The following is a 20,399-nucleotide window of genomic DNA, read 5'->3' as shown; positions in this document are numbered from 1 at the left end:
CGCCATGCGCAACCTCAGCCTCACCCGCCAGTGCCTGGGCCTGGTGACCCGCATCGAATGCAGCATTCGCCCGCTGGCCGGGGACAACGGCATGTGGACCTTGCTGTTCGCCGCCGGCATGGCCGGCGAACAACCTTCGGCAATCAAGGCCCAGGGGCCGTTCCACGGCCCGATGGTGGCCGAATCGGTGATGAACGCCATCGTCGACAGCCTCACCCTGCATGGGTACCAGGTGGCCGAAGACCCGCAGATCTGGTGCCTGCACCTGCAGGCGCAGCTGAGGCGCATCAACGGCGAGCGGTGCCGCAACCTTGGGGATTACCAGTTTCATCCCGAGACCTGAAGGTTCTCCTTGAGCTGTTTGGAAGCGGCGCGATCCCTGTAGGAGCGGCCTTGTGTCGCGAAAGGGGTGCGTAGCAGCCCCAAGATATCTGCACCACGCAAAATCGTCGGGGCTGCTCTGCAGCCCTTTCGCGATACAAGGTCGCTCCTACCAGGGAACGCATCGCCTTCAGATCAGTGCTGAGCCTGCGGCAACCCGCCGCAGGCTTTTGCTGTCACAGGTGGCTGGCTATACTCGCGCACGCTTTTCCAGTCACTTACCGAGTCCCCCTTGTCCATGGAACGTATCCTCGAAAATGCGATGTATGCCTCGCGCTGGCTGCTCGCCCCGATCTATTTCGGCCTCTCCCTGGGCCTCCTGGCGCTGGCCCTGAAGTTCTTCCAGGAAATCTTCCATGTACTGCCCAACGTCTTCGCCCTGAGCGAAGCCGACCTGGTACTGGTGATCCTGTCGCTGATCGACATGTCGCTGGTCGGCGGCCTGCTGGTGATGGTGATGTTCTCGGGCTACGAGAACTTCGTCTCGCAACTGGACATCGACGACAGCAAGGAAAAACTCAACTGGCTGGGCAAGATGGACTCCTCGTCGCTGAAGATGAAAGTCGCCGCGTCCATCGTCGCCATTTCCTCGATTCACCTGCTGCGGGTGTTCATGGATGCCCAGAACATCTCCACCGACTACCTGATGTGGTACGTGATCATCCACATGACCTTCGTCATTTCGGCGTTCGTCATGGGCTACCTGGATAAAGTCACCAAGCACTGATTCGCTCGCAGCCATCGCGGGGCAAGCCCGCCCCCACGATTGAATCCGTGGGGGCGGGCTTGCCCCGCGATCTTTTCTGACCGGTGGCGGCTTGTGCTTTTGCCCAGGCTGTACAAAAAATGACCTCTCATGCGTGGTTCCCGCAGCGAGGTGCGCCTATGAACCTGCATCAGCTCAACACCGAGGCCAGGGCCGGCCATGTCGACGAACTCAACCTGATCGCCATCGAAGGCGGTGACTACCTGCTCGAAGCCCGGGTCAAGGGCCGCGCCCACCCCCTGGCCGACCCCCGTGGCGAACGCCTGCGCGTGCATTCGGTAGAGGATGCGCGGCAACTGCTGCAAGCCCTCCCGCTGCTGTCGATGAACCTGGTGCACTGGTCCGTGCAGGACGAGATGTGCGGCATGGGCGTGCACCCGGAAGAAGACCTCAAGGTGCCGATTTCCCAGCGTTCGGCCTGGTAGCTGCTGCGCCCCGCGCCGGTGTGCTAGTCTGCTCGCCCTTTTCATCAGGGCGCGGATGTCGTGCGCCCTCAAGCGGAGCAAGCCAATGTCCGAACTCAAACTGTCCACCGACGAAACCCGCGTCAGCTATGGCATCGGCCGCCAGCTGGGTGGCCAGCTGCGTGACAACCCGCCACCGGGTGTCAGCCTCGAGGCTATCGTTGCCGGCCTGACCGACGCCTTCAACGGTGCCGACAGCCGCGTCAGCGAAGAAGACCTGTCGTCTGCTTTCAAGGCTATCCGCGAAATCATGCAGGCCGAAGCCGCTGCCAAGGCTGAAGCCGCTGCTGCCGCCGGTAAGGAATTCCTGGTCGAGAACGCCAAGCGCGAAGGCATCGTCACCCTGGCCTCGGGCCTGCAGTACGAAGTGCTGGCCGCAGGTGAAGGCGCCAAGCCGAGCCGCGAAGACAACGTGCGTACCCATTACCACGGCACCCTGATCGACGGCACCGTGTTCGACAGCTCCTACGACCGTGGCCAGCCTGCCGAATTCCCGGTGGGTGGCGTCATCGCTGGCTGGACCGAAGCCCTGCAACTGATGAATGCCGGCAGCAAATGGCGCCTGTACGTGCCGAGCGAGCTGGCCTACGGCGCCCAAGGCGTTGGCAGCATCCCGCCGCACAGCACCCTGGTGTTCGACGTCGAGCTGCTCGACGTTCTGTAATAGCGGCTCACCTGTAGGAGCCGGCTTGCCGGCGATGGCGTCGGGCCTGGCAATGATGTTGCCTGTGCGGCGGGCCTCATCGCCGGCAAGCCGGCTCCTACAGGGCTCAGTTCCAGTCTGTACCCCCAGGGCGCAATGCCCGCGCATAGCAGAACAGAAACAAATTTCTCACCAGCTCCTTGAGCACCCCCGGTTCACTGGAATTCAACCCCATCAGGTCCAGGTCGCCCTGGTCGCGCAGTTCGTCGAGCGCGTCTTCCTCGAGCACGGCACAGACTTCGCCAGTCTCGCGGTGCAGGATGCGCAGGTAGGGGTGGGGGCGGTCGAGCCAGGCGTCGATCAGGTAGGTCATGGCTATTCTCCTTGGATAGCGGTTCCAATGAGAATAATTCTTATTATCAAAATAGCAAGTGACTATTGGAAGATTTCTTCCCAATGGTGCAGGCGACCCTGTTGCAGGATCTGTCAGGGCTGCCAGGGCGGCAGCCCCTGAAGGGCGATCAGACCTTGCGCACGAACTCGGACTTGAGCTTCATGGCACCGATGCCGTCGATCTTGCAGTCGATGTCGTGGTCACCGTCGCACAGGCGGATGTTCTTGACCTTGGTGCCGACCTTGACCACCAGCGACGAGCCCTTGACCTTGAGGTCCTTGATCACGGTGACGGTGTCGCCGTCCTGCAGCACGTTGCCCACCGAGTCCTTCTTCACCTCGTTGTCGCTGGCCTCCTGCACATCGCCGCTGGCCGACCACTCGTGGGCGCATTCGGGGCAGATCAGCTGGGTGCCATCCTCGTAGGTGTATTCGGAGGCGCATTTGGGGCAGGGTGGCAGAGTGCTCACTTCGGATCCTTAGGTTGCAGGGCGATTAAAGGCGTACATTGTATAGGGTTTAGTGTTTGTCTGCACAAAAGCATCGCGGGGCAAGCCCGCTCCCACACCAGCGAACAGGCGTGGGAGCGGGCTTGCCCCGCGATAGGGTTACGCGAATGACTTAGTGCGTACGCGCTACGGCAAACTCGCTCAGCTCGACCAGTGCATCCCGGTATTCGCTGGCTGGCAGCACTTCCAGGCAAGCGATGGCGCGGGCGACATAGTCGCGGGCCATCTGTGCGGTGTAGGCCAGGGCGCCGGAGGCCTCGACCGCCACGCGGATCTGCTCGAGGTCTTCCAGGCCGCCTTTCTGGATGGCCTGGCGCACCAGCGCCGCCTGTTCCGGGGTGCCTTCGCGCATGGTGTAGATCAGCGGCAGGGTCGGCTTGCCTTCGGCCAGGTCGTCACCGACATTCTTGCCCAGGGCCTCGGCATCACCCTCATAGTCCAGCAGGTCGTCGACCAGCTGGAAGGCCACGCCCAGGTGGTCGCCGAAGGTGCGCAGGGCCTCGCGCTGTTCGTCGGATGCTTCGGCCAGCGCGGCGGCGCTGTGGGTCGAGGCCTCGAACAGCATGGCGGTCTTGCCGCGGATCACCTCCATGTACACCTCTTCGGTGGTGCTGGCGTCGCGTACCCGCGACAGCTGCAGCACCTCGCCTTCGGCGATGACGCGGGTGGCCTTGGAGAGGATCTGCATGACCGGCATCGAGCCCAGCTCGACCATCATTTCGAACGAGCGCGAATAAAGGAAGTCGCCCACCAGCACGCTCGGTGCGTTGCCCCACAGGGCGTTGGCGGTGGAGCGGCCACGGCGCATGCCGGACATGTCGACCACGTCGTCATGCAGCAGGGTGGCGGTGTGCAGGAACTCGATGGTCGCGGCCAGCAGGCGCAGGTCGTCGCCTTCGCGGCCCAGGGCCTTGCCGCACAGCAGCACCAGCAGCGGGCGCAGGCGCTTGCCGCCGGCAGAAGTGATATAGTCGCCGATCTTCGATACCAGCGGCACGCGCGAGGTCAGCTGCTTCTTGATGATCTCGTCGACGGCGCTGAAATCGTCAGCTACCGCGCGGTAGAAGGATTGGGGTTGCATCGGCTGCTCCATTGGGGTTGCGCGGCATGCTAGGTCGCAGGCCCCAGCGTGTCAAGGCGCGGCGGGCGCGGGGCCTGGCGGGTACTTGCAAGCATTTGTGGCGTTGCGTACAATCGCGCACCCTAACTTTCCTGGGCAGCACCTGCCTTACGCAATTGCACCGGGCCGTTCCAGCCTTGTGCAGCCATGCCAGCCAATACCCATCATATAAAGCGCTGGGTGAGCAGGATTATCGGAGATTCAAAATGTCTTACGCAGTAATCGTTACCGGCGGCAAGCAGTACAAAGTCGCTGAAGGTGAATTCCTCAAGATCGAAAAACTGGAAGTCGCCACTGGCGAATCCGTGACCTTCGATCGCGTTCTGCTGGTCGCCAACGGTGAAGAAGTCACCATCGGTGCTCCAGTCGTCGCCGGCGCCAAGGTTGTCGCCGAAGTCGTTTCGCAAGGTCGCCACGACAAGGTTCGTATCATCAAGTTCCGTCGTCGTAAGCACCACATGAAGCGCATGGGCCACCGCCAGTGGTTCACCGAGATCAAAATCACCGGTATCCAGGCTTAAGCCTCGGTCCCCTGAATTTATTAGGAGAATTGAACCATGGCTCACAAGAAGGCTGGTGGTAGTACTCGTAACGGTCGCGACTCAGAATCGAAACGCCTTGGCGTGAAGATGTATGGCGGCCAGGTTATCAAGCCGGGCAACATCATCGTCCGTCAGCGCGGTACCGAATTCCACGCAGGCTACGGCGTTGGCATGGGCAAGGATCACACCTTGTTCGCCAAGATCGAAGGCGTGATCAAGTTCGAGAAGAAAGGCGAGTTCATGCGCCGTTACGTGAGCATCGTCGCCGCTTAATCGCGACGTCGCTCCAGAAGCCCCGTCATGCGACGGGGCTTTTTCGTTTGTGGTTGAGCCTCTTGCAAAGCTGTTTGTCTGGGCTGCCGGCGTTGGTTTCTGATGGTACGGGGCCGCCGCGCTCATTTTTGCAAGAGCCTCAAGGTTTTCTGGTTTTCGACTCGTCGTTCGACGAGAGGCGGTTTTGAATGAAGTTTGTAGACGAAGTATCGATCCGGGTTAAGGCCGGTGACGGCGGCAACGGTTGCATGAGCTTCCGCCGCGAGAAATTCATCGAGAACGGCGGCCCCAACGGCGGCGACGGTGGCGATGGCGGTTCGGTGTACATGGTGGCCGACGAGAACCTCAACACCCTCGTCGACTACCGTTACACCCGTCACCACGAAGCCCAGCGCGGCTCCAACGGCGGCAGCACCGATTGCACCGGCAAGAAGGGCGACGACCTGTTCCTGCGCGTGCCGGTGGGCACCACGGTGATCGACGCGGCCACCCAGGAAGTCATCGGTGACCTGGTTACCCCGGGCCAGAAGCTGATGGTCGCCCAAGGCGGCTGGCACGGCCTGGGCAACACCCGCTTCAAGTCCAGCACCAACCGTGCCCCGCGCCAGACCACCCCGGGCAAGCCCGGTGACCAGCGCGACCTGAAGATGGAAATGAAAGTGCTGGCCGACGTTGGCCTGCTGGGCCTGCCGAACGCCGGCAAGAGCACCTTCATCCGCTCGGTTTCGGCGGCCAAGCCGAAGGTTGCCGACTACCCGTTCACCACCCTGGTGCCAAACCTGGGCGTGGTCAGCGTCGACCGCTGGAAGAGCTTCGTCATCGCCGACATCCCCGGCCTGATCGAAGGCGCCTCCGAAGGTGCAGGCCTTGGCATTCGCTTCCTCAAGCACCTGGCCCGTACCCGCGTGCTGCTGCACCTGGTCGACCTGGCGCCGCTGGACGAAAGCAGCCCGGCCGATGCCGCCGAGATCATCATCAACGAGCTGGCGCAGTTCAGCCCGGCGCTGGTCGACCGTGAGCGCTGGCTGGTGCTGAACAAGGCCGACATGATCATGGACGACGAAAAAGACGCCCGGGTCAAGGAAGTGGTCGAGCGCCTGAACTGGGACGGCCCGGTGTACGTGATCTCGGCCATCGCCAAGCAAGGCACCGAGAAGCTCAGCCACGACCTGATGCGCTACCTCGAAGACCGCGCCGACCGCCTGGCCAACGACCCGGCCTACGCCGCGGAACTGGCCGAGCTCGATCAGCGCATCGAAGACGAAGCCCGCGCCCAGCTGCAGGCCCTGGACGATGCCCGCACCCTGCGCCGCACCGGCGTCAAGAGCGTGCACGACATCGGCGACGACGATGACTGGGATGATTTCGAGGACGACGAAGACGGCCCGGAAATCATTTACGTGCGCGACTGACCGGTTGCAGTACACTGATCGCCGCTCTTTGGAGCGGCGTTTTTGTATCTACGGTATCTACAGATTCGACACAGGTTGGAAGAGAAGATGCGAAGCAAGGTGACGGGCGCCAAGCGCTGGGTCGTGAAGATCGGCAGTGCGCTGCTGACCGCAGATGGCAAGGGCCTCGACCGTGGCGCCATGGCGGTGTGGGTCGAACAGATGGTGGCCCTGCGTGAAGCAGGCGTGGAACTGGTGCTGGTGTCCTCCGGGGCGGTGGCTGCCGGCATGAGCCAGCTGGGCTGGACCTCGCGACCGAGCGCGATGAACGAGCTGCAGGCCGCCGCCTCGATCGGCCAGATGCGCCTGGTGCAGGCCTGGGAGTCGAGCTTCGGCGAGCACGGCAAGCACACCGCGCAGATTCTGCTGACCCACGACGACCTCTCCGACCGCAAGCGTTACCTCAACGCCCGCAGCACCCTGCGCACCCTGGTCGACCTGGGCGTGGTGCCGGTGATCAACGAGAACGACACCGTGGTCACCGACGAAATCCGTTTCGGTGACAACGACACCCTGGCCGCGCTGGTGGCCAACCTGGTGGAGGCCGACCTGCTGGTGATCCTCACCGACCGTGACGGCATGTTCGACGCCGACCCGCGCAACAACCCCGAAGCCCAGCTCATTTACGAAGCCCGTGCCGATGACCCGGCGCTGGATGCCGTGGCTGGCGGTACCGGCGGCGCCCTGGGCCGTGGCGGCATGCAGACCAAACTGCGGGCCGCGCGCCTGGCGGCCCGGTCCGGTGCCCACACCATCATCATCGGTGGCCGTATCGAGCGCGTGCTCGACCGCCTGAAAACCGGCGAGCGCCTGGGGACCCTGCTGTCGCCCGAGCGCGGCATGCTCGCCGCGCGCAAGCAGTGGCTGGCCGGCCACCTGCAGACCCGTGGCACCCTGGTGCTCGACGCCGGTGCCGTGCAGGCCCTGCGCCAGGCCAACAAGAGCCTGCTGCCGGTGGGCGTGAAGACCGTGCAGGGGAGTTTTCGCCGCGGCGAGATGGTGGTGTGCGTCGGCCCGGATGGTGTGGAAGTGGCCAGGGGCCTGGCCAACTACAGCGCCCTGGAAGCGCAGAAGATCATCGGCCAGCCGTCCGACGCCATCGAGCAACTGCTCGGTTACAGCGCCGAGCCCGAGCTGGTGCACCGCGACAACCTGGTACTGGTATGAAGGCGTTCAGCATGCTGAAAAGGATGATGGCCGTGGCCGCCCTGGCGCTGCCGATGCTGGCCGGTGCCGAAGAAGTCGGCCAGGTGTCCACTGTGTTCAAGTTCGTCGGGCCCAATGACCGCATCGTCGTCGAAGCCTTCGACGACCCCAAGGTGGACGGCGTGACCTGCTACCTGTCGCGGGCCAAGACCGGCGGCATCAAGGGTGGGCTGGGCTTGGCCGAAGACCGCGCTGAAGCATCGATCGCCTGCCGTCAGGTGGGGCCGATCAACTTCAAGGGTGAATTGAAGGACGGCGAGGAGGTGTTCAAGGAGCGCACCTCGCTGGTGTTCAAGACCATGCAGGTGGTGCGTTTTCTCGACAAGAAGCGCAATACGCTGGTGTACCTGGTGTACAGCGACCGGTTGATCGAAGGCAGCCCGCAGAATGCGGTGACGGCGATTCCGATTGTGCCTTGGGCGCAGTAGTTACCCGTTAGAAACGATCGCGGGGCAAGCCCGCTCCCACGCCATGTGTATTTGGCGTGGGAGCGGGCTTGCCCCGCGATGCTTTTAAAGGCGAGGGCTTCGCCCTCGATCGCCGGCAAGCCGGCTCCTACAGGGTTTCGCCCCATTCATGATCGGTGCGATACCTGTAGGAGCCGGCTTGCCGGCGAATGGGCCGCAACGCGGCCCCGGCTGTCTCAGGCCAGTTCCTCGGCCGCATCCTCACGCACGATCGCCCGCTCCACATCACGCCGGCTGATGTACTTCCAGTCCGCCTCGTCGATGTAGATGCCGTTCGGCCCGCTGCCGCCTTCCAGGTCGATGGCCACGTGCGCCGACACTTGTGGCTTCACACTCGCCAGAATCGGCACGAAGCCCAGCTGCTGGCTGGTCTCCAGCAACGCCGCCTGGTTGCGTTCGTCGATGTCAGCCGCCTCGTCCAGGTAGTACGGCAGGCGAATGCGCCCGGCCAGGTCGCGGTCCATCAGGTGCAGCAACAGGTACATGTTGGTCAGCGCCTTGATGGTCATGGTGGTGCCGTTGGACGCCGCGCCGTCGATGTCGGCGTGGATGATCGGCTGGCCATTGACCTTGGTGATCTCGAACGCCAGTTCGAACAGGTCCTTGAGGCCCAGCTGGTTGTGGTTGGCCGCCACCAGCCGCGCCAGGTACTCCTTGGCCTCTTCGTTCTTGTTGTCCTGCTCGGCGCTTTGCGTCAGGTCGAACACCGACAGCGTCTCGCCTTCTTCGTACTGGCCGGCGCTGTGGATGATCTGGTCGATGTGCTTGAGCGCTTCCTTGTTCGGTGCCAGCACCACGCGGAAGCTCTCCAGGTTCGACACCTGGCGCTTGTTGATCTCGCGGTTGAACAGCGCCAGTTGGTGCTCGAGGCTGTCGTAGTCGCTGCGGATGTTGCGCAGGGTCCGGGCGATGTCGGTAACCGCCGCGCGGCGCGCCTTGGCCAGGGTCAGGGCTTCTTCGGTGCGGTGCGAGTAGGCGTTGATCAGCAGCTGCAGGCGGCGCTCCATGTCGTCTTCGCTGTCGAACTTGGCAACGCCCTTGAGGCGCACCTGGGCGTACAGCGCCTCGATCTGGTTGTCCACGCGCTGCAGCGCCTGCCAGCTGTCCTGGTAGTCGTTGAGCAGCGGCAGCAGGTTGTCCATCGAGTCATCGATGGCTTCCATGAACGGCGTGCCGAACGGCAGGTCGGCGGGCAGTAGCTGGCGGCGGCGCAGGGCGTCGTCGAGGGTGCGCTGCTTGGCTTCCAGGTCGGCGATCTGCCGGCCCACCAGTTGCAGCTTGGCCGACAGCTGCTGGACGCGTTCGGTGAAGGCGTCGCTGGAGCGCTTGAGCTCGTCCTGGGCCGCTTCGAACTGGGCCAGTTGTTCGAGTTTTTCAGGCTCCTCGGCGCTCAGGGTCTCGGCGCGGCGGTAGTCTTCCAGGGCTTTTTGCGCATCCAGCACCTGCTGGTACAGGGCTTCGGTCTGGGCCTTGCTGGCGGCGCGGTCAAGGGCCACCGACTGCTGGGTCTTGAGCTGCTTGAGCTCTTTTTCCAGGCGTTCCTTCTGGTCGCGCAGGGCGGCGCGGTCGGCCAGGGCCTGCAGCGCCGGCGGGTCGATGTGCGAGATGTCGATGGACAGCCCCGGCACTTCGAAGCGCTCGCCCTTGAACTGGTCGAGCACGCCTTCCAGGGTCTTCACCCACAGGTCGCTGTCGTCCAGCTCGATGCCCCGGTCGCCCAGCGGCAGGCTGAACAGCGCGCCGTTGAACAGGCGCATCAGGCGGTCGACGTCCTGTTGCGAGAACTCCTCGCGCAGGCGGGCGTAGCTGTTGTTGTCGGCGTGGTCGAGCTGCAACTTGACTGCCTTGACCCGTTTTTCGAGGTCGCGCACGCGCTCGTCGAGGTCTTCGGCGGAGAACTGGCGCGACTGCGCCAGGGCACCGGCCAGTTCGTCGTGGGCGTCCTTGGCGGCCAGCAGTTGCTGCTCCAGCACCTTGACGTCATCGACCAGGGCGAAGCGGTGCTTGAGCACGGCCAGTTCGCCGAGCCAACGCTGCACCCCGGTGATTTCACGCTCCAGGCGCATCAGCTCCTGGGTGCCGCCACGCTGGTCGTTTTGCAGGCGGTCCTGCTCGGCGCGGTAGTGCTCGGCCTGGATCACCAGCTCTTCCTTGCGCGCCATGCCGTATTCCTGCCAGGTGCCCAGCAGGTTGTCGAGCACCGGCGAGATGCGGTGCAGCTTGCCGCGCAGGATTTCACGCTGGGCCACGCCGCCGGCCAGGGCCTCGACCAGTGGGCCGGCTGCCACCAGGGCGTTGTAGTCGCCCTCCATGCGGCGCACGTCGCGGAACGCCTCTTCGCAGGCAGCGATGTAGTCGACGCTGCCCGAACGCAGGCTGTGCTCGAAGGCATCGAGGAACAGCTGCTTGAGCTTGGCGGCGGTGATTTCGCGCATGTGCAGCAGGTTGATGAACAGCGCGCGGAAGGTTTTCAGGCTCTGCTCGCTGGTGGAGCGCAGCGGGATCAGGGTCAGGTCCAGCGGCACCGAGGTGTGGCCGCCGACCAGCAGCCGGCGCAGTTCGTCCGGCTTGAGCTCATAGGCCTTCAGGCCGTTGCGCTCAAGGTTGGTGAACAGCTCTTTCTGGCGCAGGCAGGTATCGTCTTTCTGGTAGTGGGCCAGGTCCAGCTCGCCCTGGTAGGCGAAGAACTGGTGGCCGAAACCGCCGCCCGGGCCGCGGCCGACCACGCCGATCACGTGGGGGCCGTGGGGCAGGTTCAGCTCGCAGAGGATGTAGCTGGTGTCGCTGGCGAAGTAGAAGCGCCGTGACTGCTCCAGGCTGTACTTGCCGAAGCTCATGTCCGACATGCGCGCCAGGATCGGGAACTGCAGCGCGTTGATCGACGCCGATTTACCCAGGTTGTTCGCGCCATAGACCGACAGCGGGTGTTCCAGGGGGAACAGGCCCAGGCTGTAGCCGGCGGTGTTGAGCAGTGCGAAGCGGCGGATGCCGTAGCGTTCCTGGCTCATGCGTCAATCTCCTGTTGCTCTTCGCGGATGGCCCGGGCCAGCGCGTCTTCTTCGCTCTCTTCGCCATCGAAGGCGGTGAGGTCGAGCGGGTCGTCGGTGCGGTTGAGCTCTTCGGGGGTTTCTTCCACTACCAGCACCGGTACCGGCAGCGGCAGGTCGCTGTGCAGGGTGGCGGCCAGGTCGCGGTCCTGCTGCACCGACAGGCATACGTCGAGGAAGCGGTGCATCGGCGGCAGGAAGCGGTAGATGCCGCCCTCTTCATGGGCAAAGCCCAGCTGGGTCATGCGCCGCAGGATCTTCTCTTCGAGCTCCTCGACGGTTTGCACTTCGGCCTGCAGGAACAGGTCGCGGTACTTCTCCAGAAGCGAAGGCAGCTCGTCACGGCCGATGCTGCCGCCGTCGAGCACGGCCATCGGGTCGCGGCCCTGGTCGGCCAGGTGCTCGACCAGGATGAAGGTGAACAGCGACAGGCGCTGGGCGGTCTTGTTGACCTGCGCGGCAGCCTGCTCGGGGACGAAGTAGTAGAAGCCGCGGGTGTCGCAGACCAGCTCGAAACCGAGGGCCTTGAACAGGGTGCGGTACTGGTCCTGGAAGTTCGACAGCTGGGCGTACAGCTCGGGGTCGCGGCGGCTGACGTGGAAGCCCTTGAACAGCTCGCGGAAGATCGGCGCGAGCTGGGACAGTTCGGAAAGATCAAGATGCATTGGCTGGGCTCGCGGTGGATTCGGTGGCAGCCGGTGCGTGTTCACGGCTGGAGGTCAGGGCGTAGGAGCGCAGGCTGACCAGGTGTTCGCGGGTGAAGTATTCCTGGCGCTCGAGGCGCTGGCGGCTGAAGCGCTTCTCGCGGGACAGGCGCGAGAACCAGTACAAGAGCTCATCGGTGGCGCCTTCGGGCTCCTGCTCCAACAGCCAGACCATCAGGTCCGGCAGCGGCAGGGCGTCCTCGCAGCGCTCGAGCATCTCTTTGACCGTGCGCGGCGCGCGGGGCAGCGGGCCTTTTTGCGTCTTGTGCGCCTTGGGGAAGCGCGCAGGCTTGGGCTCGAAACGGGCCAGGGCGTAGACGTAGGCCTCGACCTGGCTGGCACTGCCGAGGAAGGTGCTCTGCGGGCGGGTGAACATTGGCATGGCCGCTTGCGGCACGGCGTCGATGCCTTTTTTGCGGATCACCGACAGGGCCAGGGCGGCGCCACGGGTCACGGCGTTGTGCCGGCGCGCTTCTTCGCGCAGCGGCAGCAGCAGTTCGCGGGCGTGGCGCAGCGTAAGCTGGGCGCTGGTTTGCATTTCGAGAATGCGCGCGTGGGTACGCAGCAGCATGTCGTCGTCGACCAGGTGGCCCAGGCGCGCCTGCTCGCCCAACAGGCGCAGCAGCACGGTTTCGACCTTGCGCACGCCCTGTTCGAAGGCGCCGTCGGCGTTGACCAGCTGGATCATCGGCTCGACGTATTCGTCCCAGGTGGCCAGTACTTCGGCGTAACGCTGGCGCAAGGGGATCTGCCGGTTGCTGGTCTTGGCCCGTTCGGCTACGGCAATCAGCGCCTGCTCGTCGTTGTCGAGTTTTTTCAGCACATCGCGCACGCGCATGTCGAGCAGGCGCAACTGGCGCGCCAGGTCGTCGCTGTCGCGGTTGTCGAAGGCATCCTGGATGTGCCCGGCCAGGCGCTCCAGGTGGCGCAGGTAGGCTTCGATCTCCAGGCACAGGCCCAGGCGGTGCTCACGGCGCAGGTAGGCGAGGAAGTCGTGGATCTGCGCGTTGAGCTCGAAGCGGTTCGGGCTTTTCGCTACCGGGACCAGGATGTCCAGGCGGATCCACACGTCGAGCAACTGGGTGATGTCCTGCGGGGTGCTTTCCACCTGCTGGCGGGCCAGCTGCTGACGCAGCTCGACCAGGCTCAGGGTGCCCTGGTCGAAACGCTCGCACAGCGGCTCGATCAAGGCCCAGTGTTCGGCTAGGGCGCGCAGGACGCGCTTGGGTTCGATCATTGGCGGGTCGACTCGTTGCCAAATAAAAGGGGCGATTGTACTGCATACGGGGGGGAGGATTTCACCCCTTGGTCTGTAATGGGGGAACACCTGAGGTTTTGTAAGGGTTCTGGCTGGCCGGCGCTGCTGCGGGCATGGCCATTTCACTGGCCTGGCCCCTGTAGGAGCAGGCTTGCCTGCGATAGGGCCTGCCCTGGCAACAGAAATGCCCTTGCCGTTCACCGCCCCCATCGCGGGGCAAGCCCGCTCCCACGTGCCTGGCAATCTGTTGCGGCACATCCCGGCCAACGGCGTTAGAATGCCCGCCTGATTTCGCCCACCGGAAACCCGCCCCTTGCTGATCGAGACCCGCCGCCGCGCCTACCTGTCCGCCATGCAAGTGGTGCACTGGCTGCCGCGTGCCGAACTGCCGTTCGCCGCACCATCGCGGCCTGAACTGCTGTTGCCGGTGGCACCGGTCGACGAGGTGGATTTCGAGGTGCGCCCGGCAGCACCGGCACCAGTGCCCGGTGAAGCGCCGCCAGCGTCCCAGGCGCGCAGCGAGCGGCCGAAAATCGAGGTCCCGCGCCCGGGCAGTGCGCCCAAACCCGTCGCAAAAGCGGTGCAAACCGAAGAAGAAGCCCCGGCGCCACGCCCTGTGCCAGTGCCGCCACCGCGCTTCGCCCTGCAACTGCTGCGTGCCGGCAGCTGCCTGCTGTTGGTGGAGCTGGCCACCGGCCAGCCCTTCCAGAGCCGCGACCCTTCGTACCTGCTGCTCAAGGACATGCTGCGCGCTGCCGGCCTGCCGGACGCCCCGCAGATCATCGGCGAGCCGGTGCGCTGGCCGTTGCTGGTGCGCGGCAACATGGACCAGGGCCCGGAGGCGGCGCGCGATTTCGTCCAGGGCTTTATCGCCGCGCGCCTCGAAGAGGCCCCCTGCACCTGCCTGTGGCTGGTCGGCCTGCCTGCCGTGCGCTATGCCGGCCAAGCCGACGCCGAGGCGTATTACCAGCCGCTCAAGGTCGACCTGCTGGGCGATGCCTGGGCCTTGCCTGGCCTTGAACTGTTGATGGACGAGCCGCAGCGCAAGGCGGATGTCTGGAAAGCCATGCGCCAGCTGATGGCGCGCTGGAAGCCTGTTGAATGAGTGACTCGATCAGTTTCCGCCCGGCCACCGAGGCGGACCTGGATGCCCTGCTTAAAATCGAATACGCCGCGTTCAGCCACCCCTGGACCCGCGGCATCTTCACCGATGCACTGAAGTCCTACGAAGTGTGGTTGATGTTCGACGGCCAGCAGCAGGTTGGCCATGGGGTGATCAACGTGATCATCGACGAGGCGCACCTGCTCAACATCACCGTCAAGCCGGAAAACCAGGGCCGCGGGCTGGGCCTGCGGTTGCTCGAGCACCTGATGGCGCGGGCCTACCAGCTCAATGGCCGGGAGTGCTTTTTGGAGGTGCGCGCCAGCAACCAGTCGGCGTACCGCTTGTACGAGCGCTACGGCTTCAACGAGATCGGCCGGCGCCGGGATTACTACCCGCTGGCCGGTGGGCGGGAAGATGCGTTGGTGATGGCCTGTACGCTGCTTGAGGATTGAGCACCCTCTGGTGGGCTTGACGCGCTCTCTGTAGGAGCGGCCTTGTGTCGCGATGGGCTGCAAGGCAGCCCCGGCGATTTTGTGTGGTACCGATATCTCGGGGCCGCTACGCGCCCCTTTCGCGACACAAGGCCGCTCCTACAGAGATCGCGCCGGTTGTGCCGTTGCAGGCGTAATAGATAGGGCCCTGATCAACCCTGCTTGTGCTTCAGCGCATGTTCGGCCAGCGCCCGGCTCATCTGGGCGTTGTGCGCGGCATTGACCAGCATGCCAAGCCCGGGCTCGCCGGCCATGGCGCAGCAGTATTCATCGATGGTGTCTTCGATGCCGCGCATCAGCTGGATGGCGTGCACCAGGGCGTCGGTGCCTGCGAGGTCGTCGTTGATGGTGAAGAAACTGCGAGTGGATTTGCTGGGTGGTGGGTCGGGGACTAGTTTTTTCATCGTTTTCTCTCGTTGATGGCATGGGCTGGCGCTGTTTCCCTCTCACAGGATTGGGCGGCAGCTGTGAGCGGGGTGAGAGACCGGTCCCAACGAGAGCTCGTACCGGCCAGGCAGAGGCCTGCCCGCACACAGCTGCCATGACAGCGATGCTCTCTATATGGGAGGCGGGCTCTCACACCCTGTCACCGTTTTTGGCGACCCGGGAAAGTTAGCCCTGATACCTGTCCACAACAACGCAGAAGCGGCTGTAACGCGCGTAGGGTATTTCCCAAGGCATGCCGTTTTGAAGCATTTGGTTTCAGGTTGGGAAAAATCCTACGGTGTACCGCGTTATGTCGATCAACGCGGACCTGTGGGAGCGGTCTTGTGCCGCGATGGGCTGCGTAGCAGCCCCGGCGATTTTGCATGATGCCGAGATCCTGGGGCTGCTACGCAGCCCATCTCGACCGGACGGCGCCCCGGCAAGGCCGCTTCCCACAATGGGGGAGGGCGCAAACCAGTGACGGAATCTCAGATTTCCGGCTGCTGCCCCTCAAGCGGCTTGCGCAAATCGCGCAGGTTGCGCGTTGCCGCCCCGGTATTGCACTTGGCCGCCGCCTGCTCCGGGGTCATCTCGCGGATGGTGCGGTAGAACAGCTCGCAGGTCTGCTTCTTCTGGGTCACCTGCCACTTGCTGGTACAGGCCTGCAGGGTCAGCTTGGCATCAGCCTGCGGGTTGCGCCCCATACCCGCCTGCCAGCAGGCGGCAGACAGGTCCTGGCCCATCATCTTCAGGCCGGCGGCATCAGCCTTTTCCTGGTCACCGTTGTAGCTTTTCGGGTCGGCGGCGTACCAGATCGCGCTCGGGTGGTTGGCGCCCAGTACTGGCACCTTGGCCGCGCCCGGCTCGGGGCTGATATCGACCAGCCCGAGCACATCCACCTTGGGCCCGTATTGTTGCTGCACCCAGCTGCGCACGGGCGCGCCGAAGGCGACCATCGGCAACGCTGCCTTGCCGCCCTGGGTCAGGGCCATCTCCTTGACCATGCGTACCTGGTAGTCGTGGAAGTAACCGTAGGTGCCCTCCAGCGTGCTGCCGGCGCTGGCCGGTGCGGCGATGGGGGCGATGTCGATGATGGTCTGGTAGGCCGGGGTGCTGGCCGCCTCGATGCCATTGAACGTCAGCAGCTCGGCCCAGCGGTCGGTGGTGCTGGACTCGAGGTAATCCTGGTAGCGGGTCAGCGAATAGTCCGGCGGGAAGTGCAACAGCTCGATGCTGCGGCGCTGCTCAAGGGCCATGCCCAGCGGCAGGAACAGGTACCAGTCATAGGACCATTTGCCCTCCTTGTTCAGCTTGCTGGCGCCTTCATAGGCCAGCTCGCCGCTGTCGAGCAGCTTGCGCAGCGGCTCGGTGTAGCCTTCGGGTACGCCGCTGATACGGGCATGCAGGCGGTCGTGCTCGCGGCTGACCTGCACCTTGGCGTTGGCATAGCCGTCGCGCTGCACGCTTTGCGTCAGGTAGTGCTCGACGGTCTGCTCCAGGGTCCAGTCGCGGTAGCAGATCACGTGGCAGTTGTTGGGGAAGGCGAACAGGCGGGTGGCGCGTTGGGCGTCGCCCAGGTCGATGCGCGCGTCAGCCATGGCCAGGCCGCTGAAGGCAAGGGCGGCCAGGCCCGATAGTGCAATCTTGTGCATGCTTAACTCCATGTCAGTGGCCGCCAGGACGGCGGGCGCGCGCCCATGGTGGATGAAGAGGAGGGGGGATGAAAAGTGCCCGGATGTGGCTGCTGGCCACAGCTTTTTGCGCTGTGCTGCCCGCGCAGGCCGACCAGCGCGACCTGTGGATGTTCGCCCAGTGGGCCGGTGACCACGAGAACCGCGCCTTTCGCGAAATGCTGGTGCAGGCACGGCTGTACGGCGTAGTGCCCATTCACCAATTGCTGCGCTCGGCCTCGGACTGGCGCTTGTGCCGTGCCTCGCCGTTTGCGGTGCCGCCGGCCAGCCATTGGCCGGCAGTGCGTTCCACCCTGGCGCTGCTCAAGACGCTGGGCGAGCAAGGTGCGCTGGGCCCGTTCGAGGTGGTGTCGGCCTACCGCGACCCGCGGCTGAATGCCTGCGCCGGCGGCGCCCCGAGCAGCGCCCATATGCGCGCCTTCGCCGTCGACCTGCTGCTGCCACCTTGGGCCGACCCCAACCCGCTGTGCCGCTTCTGGCAGCAGCACGGCGAGGCCTGGAACATGGGGCTGGGGCGTTACCCGTCGGGGCGCATCCATATCGACACTGCTGGCTACCGCACCTGGGGTGGCGATGGCGGGGCGGGGTCGTCGTTCTGCCCCAGGCTCAAGTGAGCCAGGCAAGCCTGGCATTCGCCGTTCACCCACTCGGCGAAGCACTGGCGCTTGCTGCCGTCGTCAATTGGCTGCGGGCTGAGCAGGTGGTAGGCGGAGCCGTCGCGGATGAAGCCGAACGGTGCCTGCAACTGGCCGCTGTCCAGTTCGTCACGCACCATCAGCGCCGAGGCCATGGCCTGGCCAAGGCCGGCGCTGGCTGCCTGGATCGACAGGTAGAAGTGCTCGAAGTCGCTGCGCTCGTGGCTGCCCAGCGGTTGGCCGGCCAGGCGTTGCCAGGTTGGCCAGGCATCGGTGCGGGTGGCGCTGTGCAACAGGCGTGTGCCTTGGTGCCCCGGTGCGTTGACCGGGCCGATCCATTCGTCGCAAATCTTTTGGCTGTGCAACTGGCGGCTCCAGTGGAAATCGTCGCGGCGCAGGGCCAGGTCGATACCACCGCGGGTGAAGTCCACCGGGCCGCCGGCGGCCACCAGGTGCAGTTGCAGGCCTGGGTGCGCTGCGTGAAAGCGCGGTAGCCGCGGGATCAGCCAGCGCATGGCGATGGTGGGCTCGCAGGACAGCACCAGCACCTTGTCCTCGGGCTGCTGCAGGCGCTGCACGGCGCCTTCGAGCTGCTCGAAGATCGCCCGGGTGGTGTCGTGCAGGCTGCGCCCGGCGTGGGTCAGGTGCACGGCGCGGTTGCGCCGCTCGAACAATTCGACCCCAAGGCTTTCTTCGAGCAGGCGCACCTGGCGGCTGACGGCGCCGTGGGTGACGTGCAGCCGTTCGGCGGCCTGCACGAAGCTCTGGGTGCGGGCGGCCATGTCGAAGTAGCGCAGGGTGGCGAGTGGGGGCAGTTTCATGGATCTCTGCTGGGCTTGCCGGCGATAGGGCCAGTGGCATCAATAAAAATGTGTGAAGAAAACTAGCAGATCCACAGCGCAATTAATCGATTTAATGCCGTGCCCAGCCATTCGATACTCACGCCTCAGTCAATTTCCATCGAGTATCTATATGGCCGAACTCCTCGCCATCGCCCTGTTCACCATCCTGGCCGTCATCAGCCCCGGCGCCGACTTTGCCATGGTCACCCGCAGCAGCTATGCCCAGGGCCGCAAGGCCGGCCTGGCCGCTGCGGTAGGCATTGCCCTGGGCGTGCAGGTACATGTGTTGTACACCGTGCTCGGCATCGCCGTACTCATCAGCCAGAGCCCGGCACTGTTCCTGGCCATGAAGGTGCTGGGTGCGGGCTATTTGATTTACCTGGGCTACAAGTCGCTGACCAACCGCACCCGCATTCAGCTCGACGGCCTGGAAGCTATTGGCAACGTGCACCTTGCCCAGGCGCTGCGTACGGGCTTTTTGACCAACGCCCTCAACCCCAAGACCATGCTCTTCGTGGTTAGCGCCTACACCCAGGTGGTGCAGCCCGGCAGTTCGCTGGCACTGAGTTTTGCCTACGGCGGCTTCATGTCGTTCGCCCACTGGGCGTGGTTCAGCTTGGTGGCAGTGTTCTTTTCCAGTGGAGGGCTGCGCGGCTTGATGATCGAACGCCAGGTGCTGGTGGACCGGGTCATCGGCGTGGCGTTGATCGGCCTGGGGCTGGCCGTGGCAGTGGCAGGGGTGAGGTAGGTTTTCTGCAGGCAAATAAAAAGGGCTTATCTTTCGATAAGCCCTTTTTGAAGGTGGTGGCTACACAGGGACTTGAACCCCGGACCCCAGCATTATGAATGCTATGCTCTAACCAACTGAGCTATGTAGCCAACTTGGCGCGCATTATTAGCTCGAAAGGCCAACCTGTCAACACTCACTTCAAAAAAAATTTCCAACCTTTCAAAAACTTAGCCGGCATACCCGGTTCAGCGGGCGATCAGCCAGTGGCCAAGCACCCCATGCAGGCTCAGGTGGTGTTCGCTGGCCAGCTGTTGCAGGCTCTGGGCCGGGTGGTCCAGGTCGAAATCACCACTCACGCGCCGGTAGCCGGCTTGCTCGTCCATCAGCCACACCCTTTGGCCTTGGTAACCGGCCAGGCGCTCCAGCACCTCAACCAACGGCCTTTCCTTGACTTGCAGGCGGCCACGGCGCCAGGCGTCGGCGGCCTTGGCGTCGGTTTTTTCCGTTGAGTTGATGCGCGTGCTGGTAAAGGTCACCCGCTCGCCGGCATTGACCATGCGCTGGTCGCCGCCCAGCAGCACGGCGGCCTTGCCGGCCAGTACCACCAACTCGTCGTGGTCACTGTAGCGGGCCAGTTGCAGGCGGGTGCCGAATACCTGAATACGCGCATCGTCCACCTGCACCTCCATGGCCCGGCCATCGAGCATCACCTCCAGGTACACCTGCCCCTGTACCAGGTGCAGCAGGCGGGTACGGCTGCGCAAATCGACGTTCATCGCGCTGGCGCTGTCCAGGTGCAGGGTCGAGCCGTCGGCCAGGCGCACGCTGCGCCGCTCGCCGCTGTCGGTGTGCAGCTCGCAGCTCAGGCGTTGCAGCATGGGCCAGTAAAGAAAGGCCAGCACCGCCAGCACCAGCAAAAACAGCAGCCCCAGCCACAGCCCAACGCGGCTGCGGCGCAGGCGGGTTTCGCGCGGGCGCGGGCGTACCGGCTCCGGCGCCTGCAGCTTTTGCCAGTAGGCCTCCAGCTGGGCGTAGGCGCGGGCGTTGAGCGGGTCCTGGCACCAATTGGCGAAGGCCTGGCGCAACGCTTCGTCGCAACCGGGCTGGCGCAGGCGCGAGAACCAGTCCAGGGCTTCCTGCTCGGGGTCGGGCTGCTGCAAAGCGGGCATCGGGCTCATGGGGTGGGGTGCTCGCAAGGGCAGGGCGGTTACGCCCAGCGTTTACGGTGAGGAGATGCGAGGATGCTAAATATATT

General features: G+C 64.5%; 23 protein-coding genes and 1 tRNA gene. 13 read left to right on the top strand and 11 right to left on the bottom strand.

Annotated features, from left to right (window positions below; all coding sequences use genetic code 11):
- Positions 1–4 precede the first annotated feature (4 nt).
- The 4 genes from KSS94_RS23275 to bamJ all read left to right on the top strand — a co-directional run bounded on the left by KSS94_RS23275 (position 5) and on the right by bamJ (position 2,275).
- Positions 5–343, top strand: a complete 339-nt coding sequence (locus tag KSS94_RS23275) for a PA4575 family protein (protein ID WP_023631147.1) — start codon at positions 5–7, stop codon at positions 341–343.
- A 276-nt stretch (positions 344–619) separates the two neighbouring features.
- Positions 620–1,108: a TIGR00645 family protein gene (locus KSS94_RS23270; RefSeq protein WP_217843650.1), complete on the top strand. Its 489-nt coding sequence runs from the start codon at positions 620–622 to the stop codon at positions 1,106–1,108.
- A 158-nt stretch (positions 1,109–1,266) separates the two neighbouring features.
- The gene (locus KSS94_RS23265; protein WP_217840389.1) at positions 1,267–1,572 is read left to right on the top strand and encodes a DUF6482 family protein; all 306 of its coding nucleotides are present in this window, start codon (positions 1,267–1,269) and stop codon (positions 1,570–1,572) included.
- Between the two features lie 85 nt (positions 1,573–1,657).
- Positions 1,658–2,275 (top strand): BamJ family beta-barrel-assembly machinery protein, encoded by a 618-nt coding sequence (gene bamJ / locus KSS94_RS23260; RefSeq protein WP_217840388.1) that lies wholly within the window; start codon positions 1,658–1,660, stop codon positions 2,273–2,275.
- Between the two features lie 106 nt (positions 2,276–2,381).
- Here the strand turns inward: bamJ and KSS94_RS23255 are convergent, their stop codons facing one another.
- From KSS94_RS23255 to KSS94_RS23245, 3 genes are all read right to left on the bottom strand, one after another.
- Positions 2,382–2,627, bottom strand: coding sequence for a PA4570 family protein (locus KSS94_RS23255; RefSeq protein ID WP_038707330.1), 246 nt, complete (start codon positions 2,625–2,627; stop codon positions 2,382–2,384).
- 148 nt (positions 2,628–2,775) lie between these two features.
- Positions 2,776–3,117, bottom strand: a complete 342-nt coding sequence (locus KSS94_RS23250; protein ID WP_217840387.1) for a zinc ribbon domain-containing protein YjdM — start codon at positions 3,115–3,117, stop codon at positions 2,776–2,778.
- A 151-nt stretch (positions 3,118–3,268) separates the two neighbouring features.
- A complete protein-coding gene (locus KSS94_RS23245; RefSeq protein WP_217840386.1) occupies positions 3,269–4,237 on the bottom strand; it encodes a polyprenyl synthetase family protein in 969 nt (322 codons plus the stop codon).
- A 245-nt stretch (positions 4,238–4,482) separates the two neighbouring features.
- Here KSS94_RS23245 and rplU point away from each other — a divergent pair, with 245 nt between their 5' ends.
- The 5 genes from rplU to KSS94_RS23220 all read left to right on the top strand — a co-directional run bounded on the left by rplU (position 4,483) and on the right by KSS94_RS23220 (position 8,176).
- The gene (gene rplU / locus KSS94_RS23240) at positions 4,483–4,797 is read left to right on the top strand and encodes a 50S ribosomal protein L21 (protein ID WP_003247466.1); all 315 of its coding nucleotides are present in this window, start codon (positions 4,483–4,485) and stop codon (positions 4,795–4,797) included.
- Between the two features lie 36 nt (positions 4,798–4,833).
- On the top strand, positions 4,834–5,091 hold the full coding sequence (gene rpmA, locus KSS94_RS23235) for a 50S ribosomal protein L27 (RefSeq protein ID WP_003247464.1): 258 nt from the start codon (positions 4,834–4,836) through the stop codon (positions 5,089–5,091).
- Positions 5,092–5,279: 188 nt separating this feature from the next.
- Positions 5,280–6,503: an Obg family GTPase CgtA gene (gene cgtA / locus KSS94_RS23230; protein ID WP_217840385.1), complete on the top strand. Its 1,224-nt coding sequence runs from the start codon at positions 5,280–5,282 to the stop codon at positions 6,501–6,503.
- A gap of 87 nt (positions 6,504–6,590) precedes the next feature.
- A complete protein-coding gene (gene proB, locus KSS94_RS23225; RefSeq protein ID WP_217840384.1) occupies positions 6,591–7,709 on the top strand; it encodes a glutamate 5-kinase in 1,119 nt (372 codons plus the stop codon).
- 11 nt (positions 7,710–7,720) lie between these two features.
- Positions 7,721–8,176 carry a CreA family protein gene (locus KSS94_RS23220; protein ID WP_217840383.1) on the top strand — a complete coding sequence of 152 codons (456 nt, stop codon included), beginning with the start codon at positions 7,721–7,723 and terminating at the stop codon, positions 8,174–8,176.
- A 215-nt stretch (positions 8,177–8,391) separates the two neighbouring features.
- Here the strand turns inward: KSS94_RS23220 and mksF are convergent, their stop codons facing one another.
- From mksF to mksB, 3 genes are read right to left on the bottom strand one after another with little or no spacing between them, the layout of a single operon-like run.
- Entirely contained in the window at positions 8,392–11,223 is a 2,832-nt protein-coding gene (gene mksF / locus KSS94_RS23215) for an Mks condensin complex protein MksF (RefSeq protein WP_217840382.1), read from the bottom strand.
- Positions 11,220–11,927: an Mks condensin complex protein MksE gene (gene mksE / locus KSS94_RS23210; RefSeq protein WP_217840381.1), complete on the bottom strand. Its 708-nt coding sequence runs from the start codon at positions 11,925–11,927 to the stop codon at positions 11,220–11,222. Before mksE ends, mksF begins: the two co-directional genes overlap by 4 nt.
- Positions 11,917–13,203 carry an Mks condensin complex protein MksB gene (gene mksB / locus KSS94_RS23205; protein ID WP_217886540.1) on the bottom strand — a complete coding sequence of 429 codons (1,287 nt, stop codon included), beginning with the start codon at positions 13,201–13,203 and terminating at the stop codon, positions 11,917–11,919. Before mksB ends, mksE begins: the two co-directional genes overlap by 11 nt.
- A gap of 334 nt (positions 13,204–13,537) precedes the next feature.
- Here mksB and KSS94_RS23200 point away from each other — a divergent pair, with 334 nt between their 5' ends.
- The gene (locus tag KSS94_RS23200; RefSeq protein ID WP_217840380.1) at positions 13,538–14,329 is read left to right on the top strand and encodes an energy transducer TonB; all 792 of its coding nucleotides are present in this window, start codon (positions 13,538–13,540) and stop codon (positions 14,327–14,329) included.
- Entirely contained in the window at positions 14,326–14,781 is a 456-nt protein-coding gene (gene rimI, locus KSS94_RS23195) for a ribosomal protein S18-alanine N-acetyltransferase (RefSeq protein ID WP_217840379.1), read from the top strand. The genes KSS94_RS23200 and rimI overlap by 4 nt, the downstream gene beginning before the upstream one ends.
- 191 nt (positions 14,782–14,972) lie before the next feature.
- Here the strand turns inward: rimI and KSS94_RS23190 are convergent, their stop codons facing one another.
- Positions 14,973–15,224, bottom strand: coding sequence for a hypothetical protein (locus tag KSS94_RS23190; RefSeq protein ID WP_217840378.1), 252 nt, complete (start codon positions 15,222–15,224; stop codon positions 14,973–14,975).
- A gap of 510 nt (positions 15,225–15,734) precedes the next feature.
- A complete protein-coding gene (locus KSS94_RS23185) occupies positions 15,735–16,898 on the bottom strand; it encodes a hypothetical protein (protein ID WP_217840377.1) in 1,164 nt (387 codons plus the stop codon).
- Between the two features lie 68 nt (positions 16,899–16,966).
- Between KSS94_RS23185 and KSS94_RS23180 the strand changes: the two genes are divergently transcribed.
- Entirely contained in the window at positions 16,967–17,551 is a 585-nt protein-coding gene (locus tag KSS94_RS23180; RefSeq protein ID WP_217840376.1) for a YcbK family protein, read from the top strand.
- Here KSS94_RS23180 and KSS94_RS23175 read toward each other — a convergent pair.
- Positions 17,491–18,393 carry a LysR substrate-binding domain-containing protein gene (locus tag KSS94_RS23175; protein ID WP_217840375.1) on the bottom strand — a complete coding sequence of 301 codons (903 nt, stop codon included), beginning with the start codon at positions 18,391–18,393 and terminating at the stop codon, positions 17,491–17,493. The genes KSS94_RS23180 and KSS94_RS23175 overlap by 61 nt on opposite strands.
- A gap of 151 nt (positions 18,394–18,544) precedes the next feature.
- Here KSS94_RS23175 and KSS94_RS23170 point away from each other — a divergent pair, with 151 nt between their 5' ends.
- A complete protein-coding gene (locus KSS94_RS23170) occupies positions 18,545–19,162 on the top strand; it encodes a LysE family translocator (RefSeq protein WP_217840374.1) in 618 nt (205 codons plus the stop codon).
- A gap of 54 nt (positions 19,163–19,216) precedes the next feature.
- On the opposite strand, the gene KSS94_RS23165 is transcribed toward KSS94_RS23170, so the two are convergent.
- Positions 19,217–19,293 (bottom strand) — tRNA-Met (locus KSS94_RS23165).
- A gap of 96 nt (positions 19,294–19,389) precedes the next feature.
- Entirely contained in the window at positions 19,390–20,322 is a 933-nt protein-coding gene (locus tag KSS94_RS23160) for a FecR family protein (protein ID WP_225935814.1), read from the bottom strand.
- Between the last annotated feature and the right edge of the window lie 77 nt (positions 20,323–20,399).

Source organism: Pseudomonas fakonensis, from assembly GCF_019139895.1.
Classification (GTDB): Bacteria; Pseudomonadota; Gammaproteobacteria; order Pseudomonadales; family Pseudomonadaceae; genus Aquipseudomonas; species Aquipseudomonas fakonensis.
The sequence above is the reverse complement of the archived record's forward strand: the minus strand, read 5'-3'. Positions and strand labels throughout refer to the sequence as shown.

Bases quoted from the DNA above. Each gene is read 5' to 3' on its own strand.
- KSS94_RS23275 (WP_023631147.1), top strand. From the start codon at position 5: ATGCGCAACCTCAGCCTCACCCGCCAGTGCCTGGGCCTGGTGACCCGC.
- KSS94_RS23270 (WP_217843650.1), top strand. From the start codon at position 620: ATGGAACGTATCCTCGAAAATGCGATGTATGCCTCGCGCTGGCTGCTC.
- KSS94_RS23265 (WP_217840389.1), top strand. From the start codon at position 1,267: ATGAACCTGCATCAGCTCAACACCGAGGCCAGGGCCGGCCATGTCGAC.
- bamJ (WP_217840388.1), top strand. From the start codon at position 1,658: ATGTCCGAACTCAAACTGTCCACCGACGAAACCCGCGTCAGCTATGGC.
- KSS94_RS23255 (WP_038707330.1), bottom strand. From the start codon at position 2,627: ATGACCTACCTGATCGACGCCTGGCTCGACCGCCCCCACCCCTACCTG.
- KSS94_RS23245 (WP_217840386.1), bottom strand. From the start codon at position 4,237: ATGCAACCCCAATCCTTCTACCGCGCGGTAGCTGACGATTTCAGCGCC.
- rplU (WP_003247466.1), top strand. From the start codon at position 4,483: ATGTCTTACGCAGTAATCGTTACCGGCGGCAAGCAGTACAAAGTCGCT.
- rpmA (WP_003247464.1), top strand. From the start codon at position 4,834: ATGGCTCACAAGAAGGCTGGTGGTAGTACTCGTAACGGTCGCGACTCA.
- cgtA (WP_217840385.1), top strand. From the start codon at position 5,280: ATGAAGTTTGTAGACGAAGTATCGATCCGGGTTAAGGCCGGTGACGGC.
- proB (WP_217840384.1), top strand. From the start codon at position 6,591: ATGCGAAGCAAGGTGACGGGCGCCAAGCGCTGGGTCGTGAAGATCGGC.
- KSS94_RS23220 (WP_217840383.1), top strand. From the start codon at position 7,721: ATGCTGAAAAGGATGATGGCCGTGGCCGCCCTGGCGCTGCCGATGCTG.
- mksF (WP_217840382.1), bottom strand. From the start codon at position 11,223: ATGAGCCAGGAACGCTACGGCATCCGCCGCTTCGCACTGCTCAACACC.
- mksE (WP_217840381.1), bottom strand. From the start codon at position 11,927: ATGCATCTTGATCTTTCCGAACTGTCCCAGCTCGCGCCGATCTTCCGC.
- mksB (WP_217886540.1), bottom strand. From the start codon at position 13,203: ATGATCGAACCCAAGCGCGTCCTGCGCGCCCTAGCCGAACACTGGGCC.
- rimI (WP_217840379.1), top strand. From the start codon at position 14,326: ATGAGTGACTCGATCAGTTTCCGCCCGGCCACCGAGGCGGACCTGGAT.
- KSS94_RS23190 (WP_217840378.1), bottom strand. From the start codon at position 15,224: ATGAAAAAACTAGTCCCCGACCCACCACCCAGCAAATCCACTCGCAGT.
- KSS94_RS23185 (WP_217840377.1), bottom strand. From the start codon at position 16,898: ATGCACAAGATTGCACTATCGGGCCTGGCCGCCCTTGCCTTCAGCGGC.
- KSS94_RS23180 (WP_217840376.1), top strand. From the start codon at position 16,967: ATGAAAAGTGCCCGGATGTGGCTGCTGGCCACAGCTTTTTGCGCTGTG.
- KSS94_RS23175 (WP_217840375.1), bottom strand. From the start codon at position 18,393: ATGAAACTGCCCCCACTCGCCACCCTGCGCTACTTCGACATGGCCGCC.
- KSS94_RS23170 (WP_217840374.1), top strand. From the start codon at position 18,545: ATGGCCGAACTCCTCGCCATCGCCCTGTTCACCATCCTGGCCGTCATC.
- KSS94_RS23160 (WP_225935814.1), bottom strand. From the start codon at position 20,322: ATGAGCCCGATGCCCGCTTTGCAGCAGCCCGACCCCGAGCAGGAAGCC.